Source organism: Microbacterium paraoxydans (genome assembly GCF_019056515.1).
Lineage (GTDB): Bacteria > Actinomycetota > Actinomycetes > Actinomycetales > Microbacteriaceae > Microbacterium.
Map to the genome: position 1 here is coordinate 2804829 of NZ_CP064873.1, position 21640 is coordinate 2826468.

Below are 21640 nucleotides of genomic sequence, written 5' to 3' on the forward strand. Positions count from 1 at the left end.
TCATGCCGCCGAGGAGTCGGCGGCGAGGTCGAGCACCCATTCGTTGACCGTGAGCTCGGCTCCGCGGAACTGCTCCGTGAGGGTTCCCTGACGGGTGAATCCGCCCCGCTGACACACCGCGTTCGACGCCGGGTTGTCGACCGCGGGGAACGCGAGCAGCGAACGCCCCTCCCCTGCGCGATCGCGGAGGACGTCGACGAGCAGAGCCAGAGCCCGGGCGGCCACTCGCCGGCCCTGTGCAGCGGGCAGCACGAACCAGCCGGTCTCCCACGCCGGCTCGTCGTGCCACGTGATCCGCCACGCGCCGATCGAGCCGAGAGGCTGCCCCTCGTCGTCGACGATCGCGAACATCAGGGCCTCGTCCCCCGCGACGAGACGCAGGTACCGCTCGTGACGCGCCTGCACCTCCGCCGCACTCTCCGGCCCGTTGAGGTGCACGGTCATCTCCGGGGCGTTCGCCGCGTGCAGGAGAGGGAGATCGTCGGCCGACCAGGGCCGGAGGCTCAGCGTGTCCACGTTCGCAGCCTGTCACGCCCCTCCGACACCCGACACCCGATGCGCCCGCCGCGGACGGATCCACGACGGGCGCATCGGTCTGCGGTCAGTGGCCGCCGAGGTCCTTGACCAGCTCGGCCTCGTCCTCCTTCGACAGCGAGGTCTGCACGACGGTGCCGTTGTACGGGGCCAGTGCCTCGGCGAACTTGTCCTCCGTGAGCTTGAGCGCGTAGATGACGACGGCGGACTTGCCGGCCGTCACGGTGGCCTTCACGCGGTCGCGGAACTCGGCGTCGATGCCGGTCTTGTCGAGGCCGGAGAACAGGGCCCCGAGGAGGCCGCCGAACACCAGGCCGGCGACCGGGATGAAGAACAGGATGCCGATCAGCGCACCGAACAGAGCGCCGGAGGCGACGCCGAGGCCGATCCTGCTCCCGGCGCCCGGGTACTCCACCTTCGTCTTGCCCTCGCCGTCCACCTTCACGAGCGCGAGGCCGGCGAGCTCGACGACGAGGTCGTCCTGCAGGGCCTGGACGCGGTTGTAAGCACCCTCCGCGTCGCTCTCGGTGTCATAGGAGATGACGATCAGTTCAGCCATGGTTTCCTGCTTTCGGTTGCGATCGGAGATGCTCTCCACGCGCGCAGAGGCACCGGTCTTCGCCACCGACCCTAGGCGCGCCCCTGCGGACACGACAGAGCAGCCGTCGATGTTCACCCTGGTGACTCCGCAGCGGCGATGTCCGTGGCCTCGCCTACCGTCGCTGTCGTGCCCGAGCCCGTGCAGCAGTGGTGGGCGAGACGCCAGTTCTCGCGGGGACTCGACGTGCCCTACGCGGTCGGCACCTACCGGGCGGCGTGGGCGGCCTACCCGGAACTCATCCGCCAGTACCACCCGGAGCACAATCACGGCATCGCGCTCTCGCAGATCCCGTTGGCGGCCGATGTGCTGCTCTGCTGGGAGTGCGCCGTCGGCCACCTGTTCGCGGCGACCCCGACCGAGCAGCGCGAACGCCCGGGACGGGTGCGACGGCGCTCGTCCTGGTGTCCGGAGTGCGCGGCGCTGGCACGGCCGCAGCCGGTGGTCCTCGGAGAGGCGCGGACGCTCCCCGCCCGTCCGAAGAAGCCGGCGCCGCCGCTGTGCACGAAGACCCCCGCGCTGCCGACGGGGACCGCGTTCCTGAGTGTGTGCGCTCCGAGACCCGCTTCAGCCGCCGAGGGGAGGCTCCGGCAGGCGCTCACGGAACGGCTGCTGTTCCCCGACGACGTCAACGCCATCAAGGTCGCGCGGCCGTTCTTCCGGCATACGGAGGTGTGGCCCGACATCCTGCTCCCGGACCTGCGGATCGCGATCGAGTACGACACGGTCGGCCGCCACGGGCTCGAGCACGTCGGGAAGAGGGAGGAGGCCGATCGCCGGAAGGATCGCGCGGTGCGGGGCGCCGGCTGGGAGGTGGTGCGCGTGCGGATGGGGAAGCTCGAACCGCTCGGACCGTTCGACCTCCCGCTCGCCTCCCTCGGCGCGAGCGGCATCACCCGGCTGGTCGACCGGCTCCGCGACATCCGTGGCGCCCTCCTCGTCGACGCCTACCTGCGCTGACGCGCGGTGCCTCACCCAGTTAGATACTCGAAGGCGGAGCGATCTAACCGTTCTCGCCCGCGAGCGCAACCCCCGTGCGCGACGGCGGCGGGCAGGCGATGATGCCCGCATGAAACTCGTCTCCTACGCCGGCCAGCAGCTCATCACCTCTGACGACGTCGCGGAGACGCTGCTCGCCCTGGCCGCCGCCATCGCCAGGGAGGGCGAGTCCGAAGCCGTCGAGATCCCGATCCTCCTGGAGGGCGAAAAGGACTGGGCCGACCTCCTCGTCGGCGTCGGCAACGACGTGCTCGTCAGCCCCCACCACACCGGGGAACCCGATCCCGACTTCTCCGCCGAGGTCGACGAGCTGCAGGCCCATCGCCTGTTCCCGAAGCCGCGGAGCGACTCGTCCTCTCCCGGCGACATCGAGGTCCCCGCGCTCTCCGACTTCGACATGGGCCACGGCCTCTGATCGCGCTCCGCTGAGCGGCTGGTCCCCTCAGCGCGACGCAGAGAGCCTCATGCCGTCGCGGAGCGCGACCTCGCGGTCGGCATCGGCGATCAGGGTCGCATCGTGTGTGACGCAGAGGACGACCGCCCCGCGATCCGCCTCCTCCCGCAGCACTGCCCGGATGCGACGGACTGATGCGGCGTCCAGGGCCGTCGTCGGCTCATCCACGAGCAGGACGCTTGCTTCCCCCGCGAGCCCGTGAGCCAGGAGCACACGCTGCTGCTGGCCGCCGGACAGCGTCGCGAACGGCAGGCGCTGCAGAGCCGACACAGCGGTGCGCTCCATCGCCGCCGCCACCGCCGCACGCGCCCGCCGATCCCGCCGGCGGAAGGCCCCGAGCCGACGCCACGTCCCGACCGTCACGACGTCTCGCGCGGTGAGCGGAAGGCCCGGGGGCACCGCGGCGCGCTGCGGCACGAAGGCGATCGGCCCGGTCGCACTCCGCCGCCCCCTGGTCGGTGAGCGCACCCCGGCGGCCACCTCCAGGAGCGTCGACTTCCCCGCGCCGTTCGGACCGGTGACGACGACGAACTCACCCGCCTCCACCTCCAAGGTGACGCCGCGCAGGGCCTCGTGGTCGCCGAGCCGGACGGAGACGCCGTCGAGACGCAGGGCGCCGTCGGCAGCACGGAGGGTTCTCGTCATGTCTCCAGTTTATGAATTTGATAATCATTCTCAACTACGAATAGGCTCGCGTTCCGTGACCCCCTCGCTCGCCGCCCTGCTCACCCCGTTCACGCTCGAGTTCTTCCAGCGCGGACTCATCGGCGGCGCTCTCGTCGCGGTCCTCTGCGGGGTCGTCGGCACCTGGGTCGTCGTCCGCGGGATGGCCTTCCTCGGTGAGGCCCTGGCGCACGGAATGCTGCCCGGCGTCGCGCTGGCCACGGTGCTCGGGGCACCCGTGCTCGTCGGCGGGGCGGTCAGCGCCGTCGCGATGAGCATCGGAATCGGCGCCCTGCAACGACGCGCCCGGCTCTCCTACGACACGAGCATCGGACTGCTCTTCGTCGCGATGCTGGCCCTGGGGGTGATCGTCATCTCCCACTCCGGGAGCTTCGCCACGGATGCCACGGCGATCCTCTTCGGCGACATCCTCGCGATCACCCGCGCCGACCTCCTCCTGCTCGCCGCGGCCGCGGTCGTGGGAGTGACGGTCGCCGCCCTCTGCCATCGGCCGTTCGTCGCGCTCGCCCTCGACGCCCGTATCGCGACGGTGCTCGGGCTCCGCCCACGGGGGCCCAGGCGGCTCTGGTCGGACTGGTGACCCTCGCGGTGGTGGCGTCGTACCAGGCGGTCGGCTCGCTGCTCGTCGTCGGTCTACTCCTCGCCCCCGCGGTCGCCGCCGGACAGTGGACGTCGCGCCTGCCCACGCGGATGGCGCTCGCGTGCGCCTTCGGCGTGGCTGCCGTCCTCGCCGGTCTCCTCGCGTCCTGGTATGCGGCCACCGCCGCGGGAGCGTCCGTCGCCGCCGCCGCGATCGCCCTCGCCGGTCTGTCCTGGGCGGCGCGGGTCGCCGTGCGAACCCGACGGCCGATCGCCCCTCCCGTCCCTGTCGCCGCCTCCTGACTCGTCCCGAAAGGCTCTTCGTGCATTCCCGCCTCCTTCCCCTCATCACCGTCGCCGCCCTGACTCTCCCCCTCGCGTCCTGCGCCGGACCCGCGGCGCAGAGCCCCGCCGCCTCCTCCTCCGCCGGAGACGGCCACGGCGCGATCGCCGGGGCGGAAGAGGTCGCGGAACCGCAGCTCGGACTCACGACCATCGACGCGCAGGGTCGGGTCACCCACCTCGACCTCCTTGACGAGAGCGTCACCGACATCGGCACGGTGGCCGCCCCGGAGGGCCTGACGACCGACGGCCGGTACCTCTTCGCAGACACCGGCGACGGCGTCGAGGTCGTCGACAGCGGCGTCTGGACGTGGGACCACGTCGACCATTTCCACTACTACCGCGCCGATCCCGCCCTGCTCGGCACGGTGGAGGGCGACGGCGCGGCGACGGTCGCGACGACGAACAGCTCGACCACCGGCGGCACCGGCATCTCCTTCTCCGGATCCGGAGAAGCTGTCCTCCTCGACACGGAGGCCCTGTCGAAGGGGGAGATCCGTGAGCTGTTCCGCATCGAGCGCTCCCCGCACGAGGGGCTGGTGGTGCCGGCCGGGTCGTTCGCGCTGGTGACCGAGGCCGACGGGGAGACGGGCGGAGTCGTCGTCGGCTACACGGCGGACGGCGAGCGCACCGGCCTCCGGGAGGACTGCGCCGCACCGACCGGCACGATCACGACCAGGGTCGGCGCGGTCATCGGCTGCGCCGACGGTGCGCTGCTCGCCCGTGTCGAAGCCGGGGCGCTCACCGTGGACCGCATCCCGTACCCGGACGGAGCGCCGGCCGGAGCCGTGTCCGCGTTCCACAACCGCGAAGGGCGCCCCACGGTCGCCGGCCTCGCCGGACCGACCGACATCCGGGTCCTCGACACCCGCGCGCAGGCCTGGACGCTGCTCACCGCCCCCACTCCCCTCGCGCAGGTCACCGCGGTCGGCGATGAGGACGACACCCTTCTGGCGCTGACGCAGGACGGACGCGTGCTCGTGCTCAGCGCGCTCGACGGGACGGTGCGGGCGGAGACCACCCCGCTGGTGGCGGCATCGCTGGCGGCGGGCGAGGCTCCGGCCCTCATCGCCGATCAGCACCGCGCCTATCTGAGCGGCCCGGCGGAGCACCGGCTGTTCGAGATCGACTACGCCGACGACGCCCGCCTCGCGCGGACCTTCGATACCGCCGACGCCCCGGCGTTCGTCGCCGAGACGGGACGCTGACATGCGCCTCCTTCGCCCCCTCGCCGCCGTTCTCGCCGCGCTCACCGCCGCCGCTCTGACCGCCTGCGCCCCTCCCGCCGATACGCGGCCGGTGGTCGTCGTCTCGACGAACATCCTGGGCGATGTGGTCGGCGAGCTCATCGGCGCTCAGGCTCGCGTCGTCACCCTCATGAAGCCGAACGCCGACCCGCACTCGTTCGAGATCTCGGCGCAGGAGGCCGCCACGCTGCGGGACGCCGACCTGCTCGTCTCCAACGGGCTCGGGCTCGAGGAGGGCCTGCAGCAGCATCTCGACGCGGCCGTCGCGGCCGAGGTGCCGTCCTTCGTCGCGGGCGACGCGATCGAGGTCCTGGACTACCGCGACGGCGACGCCGCGGGTATGCCGGACTCCCACTTCTGGACCGATCCGGCGCGGATGATCGACGTCGTCGACGCCCTGCAGCCCGCCCTGGCCGCGCTCGACGGGGTCGACGCCGACACCCTCGCGGCGGACGTCGCCGGCTACCGCGAGGAGCTGACGGCGCTCGACGACGAGATGACGAGCGCGTTCGCCCGGATCCCCGACGACCGTCGGGCGCTCGTGACCAACCACCACGTCTTCGGCTACCTCGCCGACCGCTTCGACTTCGAGGTCGTCGGTGCCGTCATCCCGGGCGGCACCACGCTCGCGGCCCCCTCGGCCTCCGACCTCGCCGATCTCGTGGGTGCCGTGGAGGAGACGGGCGTGCCCGCCGTCTTCGCGGAGTCCTCCTCCCCCGACCGCCTCGTCCAGGCGCTCGCCGACGAGGCCGACGTCCACATCGAAGTGATCGAGCTCTTCACCGAGTCGCTCACCGCCGAAGACGGCGGCGCACCGGACTACCTGACCATGATGCGCGTCAACACCGAGCGCATCGCCTCCGGTCTCACCCGCTGAGACCATCCCTCACAAGAAAGAAGCACCGCATGAAGACACTCCCCCTGCGCCGGGCGCTGGTCGGGGCCGTCGCCCTCGGCGCCGCCGTGACGCTCGCCTCCTGCTCGACCACGGCTGGAGCCGGCTCCGCCGCGAGCGACGCCCCGGAACCGGACGCCGGCCCCCGGGTTGCCATCTCGTATGAGGGCGGCATCCTCGTCCTCGACGGCGAGACCCTCGACACCGTCGCCGACTTCGACTCCGAGCCGTTCACGCGGCTGAACCCGGCCGGCGACGGTCGCCATGTCATGGTGACGATGAGCGAGGGCTTCCAGGTGCTCGATACCGGGGCCGGGTCAGCCGACGAGGCGGTCCTGACCGACACGGTGTTCGCGGCCGACACCCCCGGCCACGTCGTCCGGCATGGTGGCAAGACCATCCTCTACGCCGACGGCACGAGCGACACCACGATCTTCGACACCGCCGACCTCGGCGACGGCGGTCTCCCGGCGGTGGAGACCGTCGACGGCGTCGAGGCGCACCACGGCGTCTCGGTGCTGTTGGAGGACGGCACGTTCCTCACCACGGTGGGCGATGCGGACGGTCGCAGCGGCATCGTCGTGCGCGATGCGGACGGTACGGAGATCGCCTCGTCCGACCAGTGCCCCGGCGTCCACGGCGAAGGGACCGCGGCCGACGAGGTGGTCGTCTTCGGGTGCGAGGACGGCGCGCTCGTGTACAAGGACGGCGAGATCACCAAGCTCGCCGCACCCGACCAGCCCTACGGCCGGATGGGCAACGCGTACGTGAGCGAGACGAGCCCGATCATCGTCGGGGACTACAAGAACGACCCCGACGCCGAGGGCTACCTGCTCGGCGCCGTCACGCTCATCGACACCGCGGCGATGACGTCCGAGGTCGTGTCCCTGCCCGAGGGGGCCGAGTACACCTTCCGGGACGTCGCGCGCGGCCCGGGCGACCTGGCCTACATCCTCGGCGCCGACGGCGCCATCCACGTGCTCGACCCGGAGACCGGCGAGATCACCGACTCCTACCCGGTCATCGAGGCGTGGGAAGGGCCCGCCGAGTGGCAGGACCCGCACCCCGCCATCGTCGTCGCGGGCGACATCGCGTACGTGACCGAGCCGGCCGCGGACAGCGTGCACGCGGTCGACCTCACCACCGGCGAGGTGCTCGCGAGCGCCGAACTGGAGGTCACGCCGAATGAGATCGCACCGGCCGCCGGCTGAGCCTCGACACGGCGGGCCCGTCCTCTCCAGGGCGGACCCGCCGTGCGTGGGCGGAGGGGTCGGATCAGCGCGATCCGGGATGCCCGTGCCGCGTGCGCCGAAGCCGCCGCGCCGCGAGGAGTCCGGCACCGAGGAGCACGAGCAGACCACCGGCGCCTGCCGCCGCGGCCGCGGCCGGCGCGAGACCCGTCGTGGCCAGGTCGGAGGCCGCCCCGCCGTCCGCCCCGGTCGCCGTCCCGGGGTCGACATCCGTGCCCGGATCCGGATTCTCGGGTTCGGGTTCGGGTTCCGGCTCGGGGTCGGGACCGGAGCCGGGGTCGTAGACGTTCGTCACCGTGCACACGGTGTCGACCCCTGCCGTCACCTGGACGACGTCGCCCTCCAGCACGCCCCCCGCGCACTCCCAGCCGTCGCTGCGGTAGTCCACGGTGGGCGCGCCCGCGACCGCCCGCTCCGAGAGCCGGAACGCACCGGCCCCGAGCGGAGCCAGGGTCACCGCCGTCTCGCCGGACGCTCCCTCGATACGCGGGCGCGGGAACTCCCCGCCACCGATCGCACGCAGCGTCCAGTCCGTGGGGTCGGCGGGCCCGGCCGGATCTCCCGGACCGTCTCCGACGACGGTCTTCCGGAGCGTCAGAGTGCCGCCGACGAAGGTGTTCGTGGCGGTGCAGATCGCGTCCTCTCCGAATCCCAGCGTCGCCGTGGTCCCGTCCCAGGTCGTGCCGGTGCAGGACCACTCACCCTCATAGCCGCTCGGGCCGTCCTCGGAGAAGATGTACTCCCCCGGCGGAAGCTGCATGTCGGTGACGAACTCCGAGCCGCTGGGGCCGGAGAGCGCCGCGTTGCCAGGGCCGCGGGCCTTCAGCTCGAAGTCGCCGGGCACCGCGCGTCCGCGCTCGCCGTTCACGACCTGCTTGACGAGAGTCAGGCTCGGCGTGATCGATGCATTGGTGAGGATGCACACGACGTCTGCGGACGGCGGCACCTGGACCACGTCGCCGGTCACCGTCCCGCCCGAGCAGTTCCAGCCAAGCGGATCATAGCCGGTGGGGCCGTCCTGCTCGCTCAGCGTCCATGCGCCGGGGGCGACGGCCGCCTGCGTGACGGCGGGGGAATTGGCGGGTCCCGACACCGTGGCGGCACCGTCGGTTGCGGTCAGGGACCACGCCGAGGGCAGCGCCGGCGTGCCGAAGGCGGAGGCGACCTGCTTGCGCAGCGTCAGAGTCGACTGGGTCCACCGGTTCGTGACGGTGCAGATCACACTCTCCAGCGGCACGACCTCGACGGTGTCGCCGGAGCCGACGGGAGTGCCCTCGTCATCGACGCACGACCAGCCCTCGCTCACATAGGAGCCCGCCTCCGGAGCGGAGCTCGCCTCCGACAGGGTGAAGGTCCCCGGAGCCACCGCCGCGAAGCTCACCTTGCCGGAGCCGGAGACGCCGCTGATGACGGTGTCGGCCGATGTCGCGGTGAGCTCCCAGTCCTGCGCGGTGAGGGGACCGCCGCCGGCGTTCACGACGTTCTTCACGAGAGTGAGCTGGCCGACCTCGAGGGTGTTCGTGACCGTGCAGGTCACGTCCGCTCCGGCGCCGACGGTCACGGTGTCGGTCGCCAGGGCGCCGCCCGTGCACGACCACGGCCCGGCCGCGTATCCGGCGGGTCCGTCCGCCTCGGCGAGCGCGTAGTCGCCGACCGGCACGGGGACGCGGGTGACCGCCGCGGATCCGGAGGCACCGGTCACCGTCTCCGGTCCCGCGGCCGTCAGCGTCCAGTCGGACGGGGGCTGGTCGCTGCCCACCACGTTCTTGACGAGGGTGAGCCACCCGCCCGCGAAGGTGTTGGTGATGCGGCAGGTGATGTCGGAGCTCTCCCGCACGTAGAGGAGCGCCCCATCGATCCCGCCGTCGGCCGTGGCGTCGACGCAGGTCCACGCACCGCCGCTGTACCCGGCGGGACCGCTCTCGGCGAGTGTGTAGGCGCCGGGGTCGATGGAGGCGTGGTCGACGGCGTCCGAGCCGGAAGGACCGGAGATCCGCTCGGGTCCGCTCGCGCTCAGGACGAAGTCCGACGGGGCGGCCAGCGGGTATCCGGTCGCCGCCGGGTCGACGACCTCCTTGACGAGCGTCAGGTGGGGCAGGTCTCCGGTGTTCGTGATCTGGCAGGTCACCGCGCCGCCGAGGGTCATCTCGAACTGCTCACCGGCCACGGGGACGGCAGTGACCGCGCCGGTCGTCAGATCCCGCCGCTCGCAGGTCCAGGGCCCCGGCACATAGCTCCCCGGTCCGCCCGATTCGCTCAACGTGTAGGTGCCGATCCGCGCCGGCTGGTTCTGCACCGCAGCGGAGCCTCCCGCCCCCTCGATGGTCGACGGTCCCTGGGCCCGCAGCGTCCACTCCGACGGGGCCGCGCCACCGCCCTGCACGTTCTTGACGAGCGTGAGGCTGCTCCGGATCGCGTTGTTCTGCACCGTGCACGTCATCGACTGGTTCGCGGTGATGGTGATCGTACGCTCCGGCTGCGTCGTCACGTCGCCGTCGCAGTTCCAGGAGAAGAAGGCGTACCCGGCCACGCCGCCGGTCTCGAAGATGCGGTAGGTGCCGGGTGGGATGAGGCGCGACTGCATGCCGTTGAGGCCGTCGCCGGTGAAGGTCTCCCCCGTGGCCACGTTGACCGCGTGCATCGTCCACAGGGTGCGGTCTCCGAGGCTGGCCCCCGTGTCGAGGTTCTCGATCGCCTTGAAGAGCGAGAGCCGAGCCGTGGGTTCGGCGGCGACGGCGGGAAGAGCACCACCGATGCCGACGACCGCGGCCAGCAGCACGCCCAGAACTCCGAATCGGACTTTTCTCATCGAACGACCCCCGCCCCGGGTGCGGATCCCCACCCGTCACCTCACCGTAGGTGCGGGGACCGCGGCAGGGCAAGGGTCGTCCGTGGATGGGGACGAGTGGGCTACGGTCGCCTCATGTCTGAGCCGTTCTTCACCATCGGGCACTCCACCCGCACGATCGACGAGTTCCTCGGGCTCGTGCAGGAGAGCCGCGTGGAGAGTGTCGTCGACGTGCGGCGTCTCCCCGGCTCGAAGCGGTACCCGCAGTTCGACCAGGACGCGCTGGCTTCTTCCTTGCAGGACGCGGGGATCGCCTACCGTCGCGAAGAGGCGCTGACGGGTAGACGCCCGGTGAGCAGGGACGTGCCCTTCGAGACCAACGCGTGGTGGCAGAACCGCAGCTTCCACAACTACGCCGATCACGCCCTGTCCGCGGATTTCGGACGCGCCCTCGATGAGCTCCGCGCCGAGGGTCGCGCGCGGCGCGTCACGGTCATGTGCTCGGAGAGCGTGTGGTGGCGATGCCATCGACGGATCATCGCCGACCACCTCCTCGCGCGGGACGAGGTCGTCCGCCATATCCTCGGTCCGGGGCACGTCGATAGGGCGGAGCTCAGCGGCGGCGCCGTCGTCCGCGCGGACGCGGTGGTCACGTACCCGGCCGCATGACCCTCCGCCGGCAGAGGATCCCCCTCGACTCGGGTTCGCGCAACCCCCGTGCCGGAACACCTCCTCTCCTCATAGGACTGGATCGCGGGAGCAGCGCTCGCGCCGACGCGAGGAGGAACCATGTCGAAGGCACCCACAGCACGCAGCGGATCCGCGTCCGCTCCACCGCCCGAGCACGACGAGAAGCCGGACAGCCCGACCGATCTGCAGAAGCGGTCGTGGAAGTACGTCCTCGTCAAGAGCGTCCGGGAGTTCTCCGCCGACCAGTGCATGGACGGCGCGGCGGCCCTCACGTACTACGCGGTGCTCTCGATCTTCCCCGCCATGATCGCCGTCTTCTCGCTGCTCGGCGTGTTCGGCCAGGGCGGGGCCGCCGCCGACGCGGTGCTGGGCATCATCGGCGACGTGGCCCCGCCGGAGACCGCGAAAGCCCTCCGCGGGCCCATCGAGCAGATATCCCAGGCGCCAGGCGCCGGGATCGCGCTCGTGTTCGGAATACTCCTCGCTCTCTGGTCGGCGTCGGGGTACGTCGGAGCGTTCAGCCGGGTGATGAACCGCATCTACGAGATCGAGGAGGGGCGGCCGTTCTGGAAGCTGCGCCCCATGCAGCTGCTCGTCACGCTCATCACCGTCGTCTCCCTGACGATCGTCGCCATCGTGCTCGTGCTCTCCGGGGATGTGGTGTCGGCGCTGGGCGACGCGATCGGCGCGGGCGAGGGCGTGCAGCTCGCGTGGAACATCGCCAAGTGGCCCCTGCTGCTGTTCGTCGTCGTCTTCCTCGTGGCGATGCTCTACTACGCGACCCCGAATGCCAAGCAGCCGAAGTTCCGGTGGATCAGCATGGGGGCCCTCGTGGCGATCGTGGTGCTGGCCGTCGCCACCCTCGGCTTCGTGCTCTACGTCACCACCTTCTCCAACTACGAGCGGACCTACGGATCGATGGCGGGCGTCATCGTGTTCCTGCTCTGGCTGTGGATCGCGAACCTCGCCCTCCTGTTCGGCGCCGAGTTCGACGCCGAGCTGGAACGCGGCCGCCAGCTCCAGGCCGGGATCGCCGCCGAACGCGACATCCAGCTTCCCGCGCGCGACACCCGCCAGAGCGACAAGCGCGCGGAGAAGGAGCGGAAGGACATCGAAGAGGGTCGGCGCATCCGCATCGCGAACGAGGACGACGGAGGGGAACCGCGGCGAGACGAAGCCCCGCGGTCCTGATGCCGGGGTGGGGGCGCGGCCGGGCCGCGCCCCCACCTGCTCAGCGGAGGTTCGCTCGACGCCGGATCCGCAGAAGAGCACCGGCGAGCAGGAGCCCGACGCCGGCGGCCGTCAGCGGGCCTGTCATCAGTGTGGGGCCGGAGGCGGCGAGTCCCTGCCCCTCGTCACTGCTCCCCCCGGAGCCGCCCTCGCCGCCACCGTTGCTCGGCGTCTCGACGGGGTCGTACGTGTTGGTCACGGTCACGACGACGGGCTCCGTCGCAGCCGCGTCGACCGTCACCGTCTCCGGTTCGATGGTCTGCGCGGCGAGGGTGACCGCGTCGTTGGCACCGTCCGCGGACTCGCTGACCGTGCACGTCGCCCCGTCCGGCAGGCCGGTGAAGACCACCGGATCCGCGCTCGTGGCCCCCGCGGGAATCGTGGCGGAGACGACGACGCCTTCAGCCGGGGCGGGGGTGCAGGCGAGGTCGATGGTGATGGCGTCCTGGAGCCCCGCGCCGTCACCGGCGATGATCTTCTGCACGCTGACCTCCCCGGACGCATACGGGGTCGCGCGGACGCCGGTGCGGAGCGGGAGCGTCGTCGTCTGCGCCAGGACGAGCTTCTGCGCCGCGGGCCTGTCCGACGACTCCGTGTCGTAGAGATAGACCGTGCCCTGGGTGAGCGAGGCCTGGGCCGTGATCCGGAATCCGTTCACCGGCGCAGCCGGCCCGGTCCACCGCGCCCAGAGCTGCGTGCCGGCGGCCACCGCGGTGCCGACGGGAACGGGCTGGGTCCCCGCCTGATCCAGGAAGACCTCCACTCCCACGGCGGCGTCGAGCGTGCCATCGGTGGTGCCGGAGACGGTGAAGGGCCCCACGATCGATCCGTCTTCGGGCACCGTGGTGGTGTCGGGGTCGATGGCGAGCGTCGGCACGGACGGCTCCGGGAGGCCGCCGCTGTCGAGGGCGGCCTGCACGACGGCGGCCGTCGCGTTCCGGATGGTCGCATTCGTCCCCGTCGCCAGCACGAAGCCGTCGCTGAAGTACCAGATCGCGCTCTGCACCGCGGCGACCTGCTGCGAGAGCGTGAGACCGGAGAGCGGGTTCGCCGTGTTGAACGGGAAGTAGTTGTTGAGGATGTAGTTGATGTAGTCGAGGTTGGGCACGTTCGACGCGTCCCACTCCCCGATGTTGTAGCCGGCGCCGATGCCGGTCTCCGTGCTGAAGTCGATGCAGTAGGCCGACGCGGTCGCTCCGGAGACGGGGTCGGCGATGGTGATGAGCTGCGGACTCACGGCCTCCACCGAGGCGCCGGTCGCCGGGTACGCGCCGGGAGTCGGCGCCAGGGTCGTGAGCTCACCCGTCACGTTCGTCGGGTACTGCGAGCCGGTGATGGTGACCTGCGTGAAGAAGCCCGCCCGCGGCAGAACGGGGTCGGGATCCCACAGCGCGGACGCCGGCGTCGCGCCGAAGAGCACCATCGCCGCCGCGATGGCCGTCGCCAGAAGTGCCCCTGCTGTCCGCGAGCGTGCGCGCGTGGTCTCCGTGTGCATGGTGTCCCTCGATCTCGCCGATGATCCGAGTGACGGGTTCTCCGACTGCGACAGCCCGCCGTTGGTCACCGACGATAAGCCTGAGGGCCGCACGATCACAGGGGCGGGGATGATGATCACCCGGGTGAGTCGAACGGCGTCGGTACGGCGGCAGATCGCTCTCGCAGCGGAGCGCCCGCCGGGGGAGGGAGGTGAGTGGCAGGCGCTCCGTCGACCGCAGCGTGACCGTCGAGGCCCCCCAAGCCGGCCCGTGCAGCACGTTCAGGATGAACCATGCGCACGGTCCGCGCAACGGGTGTGTCCGTCAGTGTCCGTGCGCGAGCTGCTGCACGAGCACGACGACGCCGCCGAGCCCGACGAGGATGCCCAGTGCGATGAGCTGCTGCCACCACCTCACCCCGGTCCGGCGGACGGCGACGTACCCGATGAGCCCGAGGATCGCGACGTAGACGATCGACGCGATCGTGAGAGCCGTCCGCAGCTCGATCCACCCCAGCACGGCCGCGAGGAGGAGGAGCAGCGGCACCGCCGCCGATCCGAGCGCCGTGCCGGTGAGCCCCAGGACCTCGCGCAGGTCTACTCCTCGCGGGAAGCCGCCATGCGTCGCGAGGTGCGCGACCAGATCGGCGGCGAAGCCCGCCAGCGCGATCGCGACGATGCCGATGAGCAGGGTCACGGTGGCCTGCAGGGCGCTGGTGTGCTCGACGTTGGAGTTCTGCACGAGCACGATGGCGAGGCCCGTGAAGGTCGCGTACACCCGCTCCTTGATCGCGGCGCGGTCGTGCTCGGGCCGGGTGGCATCGGAGTCCGGCGTCCTCATGGGCGGGATGCTATCAAGACAGCCCTGCCGACCGCAGCGCATCGTCGAGCACCGTCGCGGCGGGAGCGATCGCGGGCTCCCCGTCCTCGATGTCCCACAGTGTGTTCTGCAGGAGCCGCGCGGTCGTCCAGCGTGCCGCGCGTGCACGGTCGAGGTGCAGCATCTCGGTGAGGATGTCGAAACGACACCGCACGATGCGGGCCGCATCCACGGTGCCCGGATCGCGGCTCCAGCCGCTGTCCAGCGCCGGCCACAGGTCGAAGCCCGCGTCGCCGACGAGGGGTTCGGGGTCGATCGCCAGCCACGGTTCGCGCTCCGCGTGCAGGACGTTGCCGAAGTGCAGATCCCAGTGCAGGAACCTGCTGCCGGGCGTCGCTGCGACGTCCGCGACGAGGCGCCGCCATCGGTCGAACCGCCGTCGATCCTCGCCGGACAGCAGCGCCATCGCCTCCGTCGCATCGTCCAGCATCTGCGACACCACCGCTTCCAGTCGCGGAAGGCCGGCCGGCGGGTCGACTCTGTGCAGACGCGCGAGGAGGGATCCGACGATCCGTGTGGCGTCATCGTCATCGTCCATCACGTCGAGGCTGCGCTGGGCATCGAGCCGCTCCAGGAGCATCGCTCCGCGATCCGGCGCGCTCGCGAGGAGACGGACGATCCCTCCCCCGTCCCACCGCGCCAGCCCGACGACCGCCGCGTCGACCGCCGGCCCCGGCTGCTGCACCTTCACCACGGCGGCGAGACCGTCAGCCCGCCGGACCGGGACGACTATCCCCGCTTCTCCGGACCGGAGGGGCCCGTCCGGAGACAGACTCCACTGGTCCAGGACCTCCGCGGCGCGCGCATTCAACGCTTCCTCGGGCGCCACGTCAGTCCACGCGCGCGGACAGCTCCGCCGTGATCCGCTCGACCTGGGTCCGCGCCTCAGCCAGTCGTCCGACCTGCGCGTCGAGCCCTGCCCGCATCGCGGCCGACGCGCCGTGCCTGCGAGCGAGCTGCAGATTCGAGCGGAGGTTCAGGGACGCCCCCGCCAGCCCCGCGGCGAGCGCCTCCGTCGCCACCGCAAGGTCCACCGCGACGTGCGGGTTCCCGTGGGCGGCGAGCGTGCGCGCCTCATCGACCACGGTGATGCCGAGGCGACCGAGTCGCGCGACGGATGCGGCCGCATCGAGGGCGGCGCCTCGCACCGCCTCCTCCCGCTCGGGGTCTTCCGGCGTCCGTGCGAGCGCGGCGCCGAGATCCGCCGAGACCACGCCGTCGGCTTCGACCGCCTGCAGGAGCTCCGCACGAGTGCGGTCGAGACGGTCGGCGATCTCGGTGACGGCCTCGTCGTCGCGGGTGTATCCGGCGACCATGCCCATCAGCCCGGCCGCCAGACCGAGCATCACCCCCGCCGCGGCTCCGCCACCCGGTGAACCGGTGGGCTGGCTGAGCGCGTCGAGCCAGGCGTCCAACGGGCGCGACGTCGGGATGTCTGCGGAATCCGTCATGCCGGTCAGACTATCGGCGTGCAGTGTGCGCCTCGTCCTCTCTCTACGATGGAGTCGTGCAGCTCGTGGACACCCTCTCCGTCGTCGGTGAGGTGCTGTCCTGGATCGGCCTCGGCGTCGGAATCCCGTTCCTCATCGTGACCCTGCTGATCCGGCTCGTCGAGGGGCAGTGGGTCCCCGTCGAGATCGCCGTCATCGATCGGGACGGCCGCCCCACCGCTCGCTGGTTCGCGGGCGGCGACTTCCACGAGCGACCGCTGCGCCGCGGCGAGCCCACGGCCACCACCGATGGATGGGTCGACGGATTCCACAGCTCGAACGACCCGGCTCGCATCCGGATCGGTGAGCCGCCGCATCTGCGCCGGGTCCTGCGGACTGTCGGGATCGTCTTCGCCGCGGTCGGCGCCGTCGGCCTGATCGTGTCGTTCCTCCCGCTCGTCCTCTGACTCGACCCGCGGGGCGTCACGCCCTCGACGGGCGCTCCGAGGGACCTCGACCGAACGAGTCCAGCGCCGCGCGGTACGCGGCGGCGTCGCTCCGCACCTCATCCGTGACCAGGAGCGCGTGCGGTCCGATCTGCCTGACGTACGTCCCCCGGCAGGCCAGCGTCACCACCCTTGCGAGGCGACGCCACGCGTCGGCCAGGGTGGCGACGTCGCGGCGTTCGGGGCTGTCCGCGAGCGTCGTGACGTGCGTCGCGAGATGTGTCTCGGAACCGCGCCGCTCCCACGCGCGGTACGCCGCATCATCGGACACCTCCACTCCGAACGCGTCCCGCGCTGTGGGCCCGACGATCCGCCCGAGCAGCGTCTCCCGTTCGGCGGGACTCAGCGTCGTGGCGACGGCGCGGTCGAGCAGCGCCGGGTCGGGGTCGGTCGCGGCGTGCGCGACGGCATCGCCCCAGATGCGGGGCCAGACCTCCGTCCAGCGCGCCCGGGTCTCCTCGTCCACGCGCCGCGCGGCCGCCGCCGGTCGATCGACCAGCGGGGGCGGGAGCGCGTCATCGGTGGGATCCAGCCCGTGCGCCTCGCGGATCCAGAGGAGCTCCAGCAGCGTGTGCGGTCGGTCCTCGACGGTGAGGGTCATGTCGTGCGGCCACGGGTTCCCGGGCATCGGTCGCGTCGAACGCATGTGCCCTCCCCTCCCGCCGTCGGCCGACCGCCGCCGGCCGACAGTCTTATATACTTCCTTATACAAGATCGCGGGGAGGAAGGAACGACCATGACCGTCACATCCATCGACATCGACCCCGACGAGTTGAAGCAGGCCAAGAAGCTCGCCGGCACGACCTCCAACCGTGAGACCGTGGATCTCGCCCTGCGCACCCTCATCGCGGTACGTCGCCAGCCCGCCGCCGTCGAGCGCATCATCGGCCGCCGTTTCGAGGCCGAACAGATCGACGCACCGACCGTGGCTCCCGAGCCGATGCCGGAGCGGCGCGAGGGCGCTGGACGGAGCGCGAGCACTTCCCGGTGACCATCTACCTCGTCGACAACAGCATCTGGCAGAAGGCAGGGAGAAGCGCCGCGATCGCCGACCGCCTCCGTTCCCTCTCGCCGAACCACCTCCTCATCACCTGCCCGCCGCAGGTACTCGAGTACTGCCACTCGGCCCGTGACGCGGAGGAGTACGCCGCTCTGCGGGAAGACATGGAGGAGCTGCTCCCGGCCTGGGAGCATCCCGATGAGCAGGTCGCCCTGGACATCCAGCAGGCGCTCTGGACCAACGGATTCCTGCGAGCCGCGGCCGCTTTCGACTGCCTGATCGCGGCGTACGCCGTCGCCAACGACGCCGTGATCCTCAACTCCGACCACGACTTCGGATACATCGAGCTGGCGACGGCGGGCCGAGTCCGCCAGGAGTACGTCGCCGCCTGAGCGCACGCTCAGGCGATCGCATCGTCGTCCCGCGGGCGCGGCACCGTCGCGCCGTGCGCGGGGATGAGCCCGAAGTCCGTCAGCAGCTCTCCCATCTGCGTGTTGTCGAGCTTGTCCAGGAGGCGACCCTGGAGGAAGTTCGGGCCGGGGATGTGGACGGCCTCGCCGTCGCGCAGCCGCGCGGTCGCCTTGAGGAGGTAGCGGATGTCGTAGGTCGAGTTGAAGACCTCCGGCACGCCGCGTTCCACGTCGAGCAGCTGATACGTGGCCTCCATCGCCGTGCGCACGGAGTACTCGGTGGTGAAGATCGTGTCGCGCGTCGTCTCGGCGAACTGACCGAGGAAGGCGAAGTTGACGCTTCCCTCCGGGACCACCTGCGGACGGTCGCCGGCCCGGCGCGGCATGAAGAAGGAGGTCACGTACGGCATCATCACCGGGACCGTCTTGGCCGCCGACGCGGCGAGCTCGGCGATGTCCTCCACCGGGACACCGAGGTGGTAGAGCCACTCCTGCGCGATCTCCTCGCCCGTGCACTCCTGCATCGGCTTCTTGACGTAATCGCCGGGCGTCTCGACGAACAGCCCGTACACCCAGACCACGATCTCGTTCGGCTTCTGCGCCTTGAAGTGCGGCTGCCGGTTCACCGTCCAGCTCATCAGCCAGGCCGAGTCCTTCGCGGTGACGATTCCGCCGGTGACGACCTTGCCGCTGAACGGGTCGCGCTTGCAGATCTTCTCGATGTACTTCGGGATGCGCTCGTCGACGGTGGTGACCGTGGCGGATTCCCACTTCGTCTTGTCGATGTCGCTGCAGAACACCTCCGGTCGCCCGAACACCGGCGACTCCGCGGCGATCCGCTTCCAGAGGTCCCAGGCCGGGGCCGGGCCGGTCTTGAGCTCCGGAGCGGTGTGCTGGTCGCCGTTGCCGGAGTTCTCCGTCAGCGACCCGATCGTCGCCAGACACAGGTCGTCCGGACCGAGGTCGACGCCGCCGGGCTCGCCGTCGGCGATCCAGTCGATGCGCGTCGCCTGGATGCGATCGTCCTCGATGTCGAACTGGATGTCGGTCACGGTGTGATGGAACCGGAACTGCACGCCGTGGTCGTCGAGGAACTTCCGCATCGGCAGCACGAGCGACTCGTACTGGTTGTACTTCGTGAACTTCAACGCGGACAGGTCGGGCAACCCGCCGATGTGGTGCATGAAGCGGTGCAGATACAGCTTCATCTCCAGCGCCGAGTGCCACTCCTCGAACGCGAACATGGTCCGCCAGTACAGCCAGAAGTTGCTGCCGAGGAAGTCGTCGCCGAACACCTCGTCGATCCGCTTGCCCTCCATCTCCTCGCGGGTGGCGAGGATGACGGCGACGATCTCCTTCTGCGCCTTCTCCGAGAGGGTGAAGAGCTTGTCCGTATGCGCGTCCTGCCCCTGCTTCTCGGTCACCCGGCACAGGGAGACGTTGGGGTCGTCCTTGTTGAGCCAGTAGAACTCGTCGAGCACGCTGGCACCCTCGATCTCCAACGACGGGATGGAGCGGAACATGTCCCACAGGCACTCCATGTGGTCTTCCAGCTCCCGGCCGCCGCGGATGACGAACCCCTTCTCGGGGTACTTGATCCCGTCCAGCGCACCGCCGGGCAGCCCCAGCTCCTCGAGGATCGTGATCCGCTCCCCCGCCACCTGCCCGTCGCGGATCATGAAGATCGCGGCCGCCATCGCGGCGAGACCGCCGCCGACCAGCCAGACCGTCTTGTCGTCGGCCCCCTCCGGCTTCCGGGGTCGTGCGAATGCTTCGTAGTTCCCATTGCTGCGGTACATCTGTCCCACCCTCCGATTGGTTCGACGCCGATGCGCACAGTCCAGCCGAAACCGATGCGGAAAGGAAGGGCTTCCTCCGCGAGCGGCCGGGGCTCGCCCTCGCCGAGTCGCGTGATCGCTAGGATCGCGGGGTGACTCAGATCCCTCCGTTGCCCCGTCGCCGCGCTTTCGGATGCGGAGTCGCCTCCGAAAGCGCGGCGGTCGTCGGGATCCTGCCGACCGCGATCGTCTTCGTCCTGGCGGGGACGGCGGACCCGAACTACGGATGGCTGGTGTTCCTCACGCTGCCGCTCGCGGTCCTCTTCGGTGGCATCGCCCTCGTCCTCGGCGTGATCGGGCTCGTCTTCGCCCGCGCCGACGGCGGAGGGTATGCGTGGCCCGTCGTCGGAGCCGTGCTCGGCGTCCTGGCGCTCCTTCCCGCCGCCGCGTTCCTGTGGGGCGGCTGATCTCGTGCGCAGGAACCCGCCCGCCAACAGACTGATGCTCGCGATAGCTGCCGCACTGGCGGCGTTCTTCGTCTGGGGGGCGCTCGTGCGCCCCCTGTTGGACGGCGAGCCGCCCGTCGCGACCTCGCTCGTGTTCGGCGCTGGGGTGGCACTCGCCGGTCTGATCATCTGGATCGTGCTCGGGCGCATCCGACGACTGCAGCGCGCCCAGCGGAGAGCGCTGCGGGAGCGTGAGCCGCAGGCACGGATCTTCGGCTCCTACGCCCTCAACGGCGTGGCCGCGTACCTCTCGCGCACGATCCCCCTTCTCGGACTCGGCGCCGCACCCCGCGGCCTGCTCACGGCGAGTCCCACCGGAGTCATCGAGCCCTCGGGGTTTCGGCTGGTCCGCGGGGGAGCGCGTCTCCTCACGGTCTACAGCGTTCCCCGGGACCGGATCCAGGGGGTGACGAGGGGCGGCATCCAGGAGGGCGCCTTCCTCTATCCGACCCTGGTGATCGTGGTCTCGCAGGAAGCGGGACAGGTCGCGATCCCGGTGCCGGTGACCAGGGACGACGCGCCGCTTCGCCGAGAGTCGCCGGACGGCATGGATCGCCTCATCTCCGATGCGGCACGGATCTGGGGCGTCCCTGTGCTCGGCGACGGCGACTGACGCGAGCGACTCCGCGACCGGAATCGACGCGCGAGAGCGGGTGACTGATGCGTAAATCGACAGCGTGGTGGTTGATTGCAGCGATGACCGCCGTCTCGCTCATCACTCTCGGCCTCGTCATGACCTACCGTTTTTCGACTCCGCTCGTCGATCCTGCTCCGCCGACGCCGGACTACGGGGTCCAGGCGCTCGTCGCCGGCGTGACGATGGCGGCAGCGACGGCGGGTGGCCTCGGCGCGGGCGTGTACGCGACGAAACGCGAGGTCGCCCGAGGCCGCATCGTCGGCTGGACCGCCGCCGCGATGCTCGCGGGCACCGTTTTGGGAGCGGTTCTGGCCTTCGTCCTGAGCGCACGCTGAGGTCTACCCGATAGCCGCCGGAAGGAAGAGACCCGCGACCCGGGTCATTGCGATGATCTTCGACCTTCCATGAAGGAAAGGAAGTCGGAAGCACCGAGGCCGTCCGGCGCAAAGAACGACTGAACAAAACTCCGGGCCGCTCGTTCCAGCTGCTCGGCCGTGAGATTGCTACCTCCGAGCGAGAAACCGTACGTACCGTCTTCGGGCCCGTTGGTCCACGTGAAATGGTAGGCGTGCACCCCATCTGAAGGTCCTGATTCGCGTACGTCGAACATCTCCCCGCTGACATCCAGAACCGTGTTCACATCCGCCACGCTACTGCGCAGCACAGCGCCACAGAATAGTCTTGCGAATCGCGGCGAGCGCGACCGCGATGACGGTCGTCATCTCTCCT

At 70.8% G+C, this 21640-nt stretch carries 26 protein-coding genes; 15 read left to right on the forward strand and 11 right to left on the reverse strand.

The features are described 5' to 3' along the window. Positions 1–516, reverse strand: coding sequence for a GNAT family N-acetyltransferase (locus tag IZR02_RS13850; protein ID WP_025102546.1), 516 nt, complete (start codon positions 514–516; stop codon positions 1–3). 85 nt (positions 517–601) lie between these two features. Next, positions 602–1093, reverse strand: coding sequence for a DUF1269 domain-containing protein (locus tag IZR02_RS13855; protein WP_025102547.1), 492 nt, complete (start codon positions 1091–1093; stop codon positions 602–604). A gap of 168 nt (positions 1094–1261) precedes the next feature. Here IZR02_RS13855 and IZR02_RS13860 point away from each other — a divergent pair, with 168 nt between their 5' ends. Beyond that, entirely contained in the window at positions 1262–2092 is an 831-nt protein-coding gene (locus IZR02_RS13860; protein WP_025102548.1) for a zinc-ribbon domain-containing protein, read from the forward strand. Positions 2093–2201: 109 nt separating this feature from the next. Further along, positions 2202–2546: a hypothetical protein gene (locus IZR02_RS13865; protein WP_025102549.1), complete on the forward strand. Its 345-nt coding sequence runs from the start codon at positions 2202–2204 to the stop codon at positions 2544–2546. Between the two features lie 27 nt (positions 2547–2573). Here IZR02_RS13865 and IZR02_RS13870 read toward each other — a convergent pair whose 3' ends face one another. Continuing rightward, positions 2574–3230 carry a metal ABC transporter ATP-binding protein gene (locus IZR02_RS13870; protein ID WP_025102550.1) on the reverse strand — a complete coding sequence of 219 codons (657 nt, stop codon included), beginning with the start codon at positions 3228–3230 and terminating at the stop codon, positions 2574–2576. A 55-nt stretch (positions 3231–3285) separates the two neighbouring features. Between IZR02_RS13870 and IZR02_RS17940 the strand changes: the two genes are divergently transcribed. Genes IZR02_RS17940 through aztD form a run of 5 tightly spaced genes read left to right on the forward strand, consistent with a single transcriptional unit; the run spans position 3286 to position 7543 of the window. Continuing rightward, on the forward strand, positions 3286–3849 hold the full coding sequence (locus IZR02_RS17940; protein WP_254385392.1) for a metal ABC transporter permease: 564 nt from the start codon (positions 3286–3288) through the stop codon (positions 3847–3849). Then, complete coding sequence (locus tag IZR02_RS17945) at positions 3846–4151, forward strand: metal ABC transporter permease (RefSeq protein WP_254385394.1); 306 nt, start codon at positions 3846–3848, stop codon at positions 4149–4151. Before IZR02_RS17940 ends, IZR02_RS17945 begins: the two co-directional genes overlap by 4 nt. A gap of 20 nt (positions 4152–4171) precedes the next feature. Further along, on the forward strand, positions 4172–5398 hold the full coding sequence (locus IZR02_RS13880; protein WP_025102552.1) for a hypothetical protein: 1227 nt from the start codon (positions 4172–4174) through the stop codon (positions 5396–5398). A 1-nt stretch (position 5399) separates the two neighbouring features. Then, positions 5400–6314 carry a zinc ABC transporter substrate-binding protein AztC gene (gene aztC / locus IZR02_RS13885; RefSeq protein ID WP_025102553.1) on the forward strand — a complete coding sequence of 305 codons (915 nt, stop codon included), beginning with the start codon at positions 5400–5402 and terminating at the stop codon, positions 6312–6314. A 29-nt stretch (positions 6315–6343) separates the two neighbouring features. Further along, a complete protein-coding gene (gene aztD / locus IZR02_RS13890) occupies positions 6344–7543 on the forward strand; it encodes a zinc metallochaperone AztD (protein ID WP_025102554.1) in 1200 nt (399 codons plus the stop codon). 64 nt (positions 7544–7607) lie between these two features. Here the strand turns inward: aztD and IZR02_RS13895 are convergent, their stop codons facing one another. After that, entirely contained in the window at positions 7608–10391 is a 2784-nt protein-coding gene (locus IZR02_RS13895) for a hypothetical protein (RefSeq protein WP_157544383.1), read from the reverse strand. A gap of 114 nt (positions 10392–10505) precedes the next feature. Here IZR02_RS13895 and IZR02_RS13900 point away from each other — a divergent pair, with 114 nt between their 5' ends. After that, positions 10506–11039, forward strand: a complete 534-nt coding sequence (locus IZR02_RS13900) for a DUF488 domain-containing protein (protein ID WP_025102556.1) — start codon at positions 10506–10508, stop codon at positions 11037–11039. Between the two features lie 120 nt (positions 11040–11159). After that, positions 11160–12251 (forward strand): YihY/virulence factor BrkB family protein, encoded by a 1092-nt coding sequence (locus IZR02_RS13905; RefSeq protein WP_051582157.1) that lies wholly within the window; start codon positions 11160–11162, stop codon positions 12249–12251. Positions 12252–12291: 40 nt separating this feature from the next. Here IZR02_RS13905 and IZR02_RS13910 read toward each other — a convergent pair whose 3' ends face one another. The 4 genes from IZR02_RS13910 to IZR02_RS13925 all read right to left on the reverse strand — a co-directional run bounded on the left by IZR02_RS13910 (position 12292) and on the right by IZR02_RS13925 (position 16095). Then, on the reverse strand, positions 12292–13785 hold the full coding sequence (locus IZR02_RS13910; protein ID WP_025102557.1) for a thioester domain-containing protein: 1494 nt from the start codon (positions 13783–13785) through the stop codon (positions 12292–12294). Positions 13786–14089: 304 nt separating this feature from the next. Next, entirely contained in the window at positions 14090–14605 is a 516-nt protein-coding gene (locus IZR02_RS13915) for a hypothetical protein (protein WP_025102558.1), read from the reverse strand. A gap of 13 nt (positions 14606–14618) precedes the next feature. Then, entirely contained in the window at positions 14619–15473 is an 855-nt protein-coding gene (locus IZR02_RS13920) for an aminoglycoside phosphotransferase family protein (RefSeq protein WP_051582158.1), read from the reverse strand. 1 nt (position 15474) lies between these two features. After that, positions 15475–16095, reverse strand: a complete 621-nt coding sequence (locus tag IZR02_RS13925) for a cyclodeaminase/cyclohydrolase family protein (protein WP_025102560.1) — start codon at positions 16093–16095, stop codon at positions 15475–15477. Between the two features lie 56 nt (positions 16096–16151). On the opposite strand from IZR02_RS13925, the gene IZR02_RS13930 reads away from it, so the two are divergent. Beyond that, entirely contained in the window at positions 16152–16541 is a 390-nt protein-coding gene (locus tag IZR02_RS13930) for a hypothetical protein (protein ID WP_025102561.1), read from the forward strand. 16 nt (positions 16542–16557) lie between these two features. Here the strand turns inward: IZR02_RS13930 and IZR02_RS13935 are convergent, their stop codons facing one another. Continuing rightward, positions 16558–17226 carry a hypothetical protein gene (locus IZR02_RS13935; RefSeq protein WP_051582159.1) on the reverse strand — a complete coding sequence of 223 codons (669 nt, stop codon included), beginning with the start codon at positions 17224–17226 and terminating at the stop codon, positions 16558–16560. 90 nt (positions 17227–17316) lie between these two features. Here IZR02_RS13935 and IZR02_RS13940 point away from each other — a divergent pair, with 90 nt between their 5' ends. Both IZR02_RS13940 and IZR02_RS13945 read left to right on the forward strand, forming a co-directional pair. Continuing rightward, positions 17317–17571, forward strand: coding sequence for a type II toxin-antitoxin system VapB family antitoxin (locus IZR02_RS13940; RefSeq protein WP_025102563.1), 255 nt, complete (start codon positions 17317–17319; stop codon positions 17569–17571). Further along, positions 17568–17972 carry a PIN domain-containing protein gene (locus IZR02_RS13945; RefSeq protein ID WP_025102564.1) on the forward strand — a complete coding sequence of 135 codons (405 nt, stop codon included), beginning with the start codon at positions 17568–17570 and terminating at the stop codon, positions 17970–17972. Before IZR02_RS13940 ends, IZR02_RS13945 begins: the two co-directional genes overlap by 4 nt. Positions 17973–17980: 8 nt before the next feature. On the opposite strand, the gene IZR02_RS13950 is transcribed toward IZR02_RS13945, so the two are convergent. Further along, the gene (locus IZR02_RS13950) at positions 17981–19789 is read right to left on the reverse strand and encodes an oleate hydratase (protein WP_025102565.1); all 1809 of its coding nucleotides are present in this window, start codon (positions 19787–19789) and stop codon (positions 17981–17983) included. Positions 19790–19920: 131 nt separating this feature from the next. On the opposite strand from IZR02_RS13950, the gene IZR02_RS13955 reads away from it, so the two are divergent. The 3 genes from IZR02_RS13955 to IZR02_RS13965 all read left to right on the forward strand — a co-directional run bounded on the left by IZR02_RS13955 (position 19921) and on the right by IZR02_RS13965 (position 21246). Further along, positions 19921–20235, forward strand: coding sequence for a hypothetical protein (locus IZR02_RS13955; protein WP_025102566.1), 315 nt, complete (start codon positions 19921–19923; stop codon positions 20233–20235). A gap of 34 nt (positions 20236–20269) precedes the next feature. Next, positions 20270–20887, forward strand: a complete 618-nt coding sequence (locus IZR02_RS13960; protein WP_025102567.1) for a hypothetical protein — start codon at positions 20270–20272, stop codon at positions 20885–20887. 83 nt (positions 20888–20970) lie between these two features. After that, entirely contained in the window at positions 20971–21246 is a 276-nt protein-coding gene (locus IZR02_RS13965; RefSeq protein ID WP_025102568.1) for a hypothetical protein, read from the forward strand. A gap of 44 nt (positions 21247–21290) precedes the next feature. Here IZR02_RS13965 and IZR02_RS13970 read toward each other — a convergent pair whose 3' ends face one another. Beyond that, on the reverse strand, positions 21291–21551 hold the full coding sequence (locus IZR02_RS13970) for a hypothetical protein (protein WP_157544385.1): 261 nt from the start codon (positions 21549–21551) through the stop codon (positions 21291–21293). Positions 21552–21640 lie beyond the last annotated feature (89 nt).

What these genes read in the sequence shown, in the direction of transcription:
- IZR02_RS13855 (WP_025102547.1), bottom strand. Translation starts at nt 1,093, where the DNA reads ATGGCTGAACTGATCGTCATCTCCTATGACACCGAGAGCGACGCGGAG.
- IZR02_RS13865 (WP_025102549.1), top strand. Translation starts at nt 2,202, where the DNA reads ATGAAACTCGTCTCCTACGCCGGCCAGCAGCTCATCACCTCTGACGAC.
- IZR02_RS13870 (WP_025102550.1), bottom strand. Translation starts at nt 3,230, where the DNA reads ATGACGAGAACCCTCCGTGCTGCCGACGGCGCCCTGCGTCTCGACGGC.
- aztC (WP_025102553.1), top strand. Translation starts at nt 5,400, where the DNA reads ATGCGCCTCCTTCGCCCCCTCGCCGCCGTTCTCGCCGCGCTCACCGCC.
- aztD (WP_025102554.1), top strand. Translation starts at nt 6,344, where the DNA reads ATGAAGACACTCCCCCTGCGCCGGGCGCTGGTCGGGGCCGTCGCCCTC.
- IZR02_RS13895 (WP_157544383.1), bottom strand. Translation starts at nt 10,391, where the DNA reads ATGAGAAAAGTCCGATTCGGAGTTCTGGGCGTGCTGCTGGCCGCGGTC.
- IZR02_RS13900 (WP_025102556.1), top strand. Translation starts at nt 10,506, where the DNA reads ATGTCTGAGCCGTTCTTCACCATCGGGCACTCCACCCGCACGATCGAC.
- IZR02_RS13905 (WP_051582157.1), top strand. Translation starts at nt 11,160, where the DNA reads ATGTCGAAGGCACCCACAGCACGCAGCGGATCCGCGTCCGCTCCACCG.
- IZR02_RS13910 (WP_025102557.1), bottom strand. Translation starts at nt 13,785, where the DNA reads ATGCACACGGAGACCACGCGCGCACGCTCGCGGACAGCAGGGGCACTT.
- IZR02_RS13915 (WP_025102558.1), bottom strand. Translation starts at nt 14,605, where the DNA reads ATGAGGACGCCGGACTCCGATGCCACCCGGCCCGAGCACGACCGCGCC.
- IZR02_RS13925 (WP_025102560.1), bottom strand. Translation starts at nt 16,095, where the DNA reads ATGACGGATTCCGCAGACATCCCGACGTCGCGCCCGTTGGACGCCTGG.
- IZR02_RS13935 (WP_051582159.1), bottom strand. Translation starts at nt 17,226, where the DNA reads ATGCGTTCGACGCGACCGATGCCCGGGAACCCGTGGCCGCACGACATG.
- IZR02_RS13940 (WP_025102563.1), top strand. Translation starts at nt 17,317, where the DNA reads ATGACCGTCACATCCATCGACATCGACCCCGACGAGTTGAAGCAGGCC.
- IZR02_RS13950 (WP_025102565.1), bottom strand. Translation starts at nt 19,789, where the DNA reads ATGTACCGCAGCAATGGGAACTACGAAGCATTCGCACGACCCCGGAAG.
- IZR02_RS13960 (WP_025102567.1), top strand. Translation starts at nt 20,270, where the DNA reads ATGCTCGCGATAGCTGCCGCACTGGCGGCGTTCTTCGTCTGGGGGGCG.
- IZR02_RS13965 (WP_025102568.1), top strand. Translation starts at nt 20,971, where the DNA reads ATGACCGCCGTCTCGCTCATCACTCTCGGCCTCGTCATGACCTACCGT.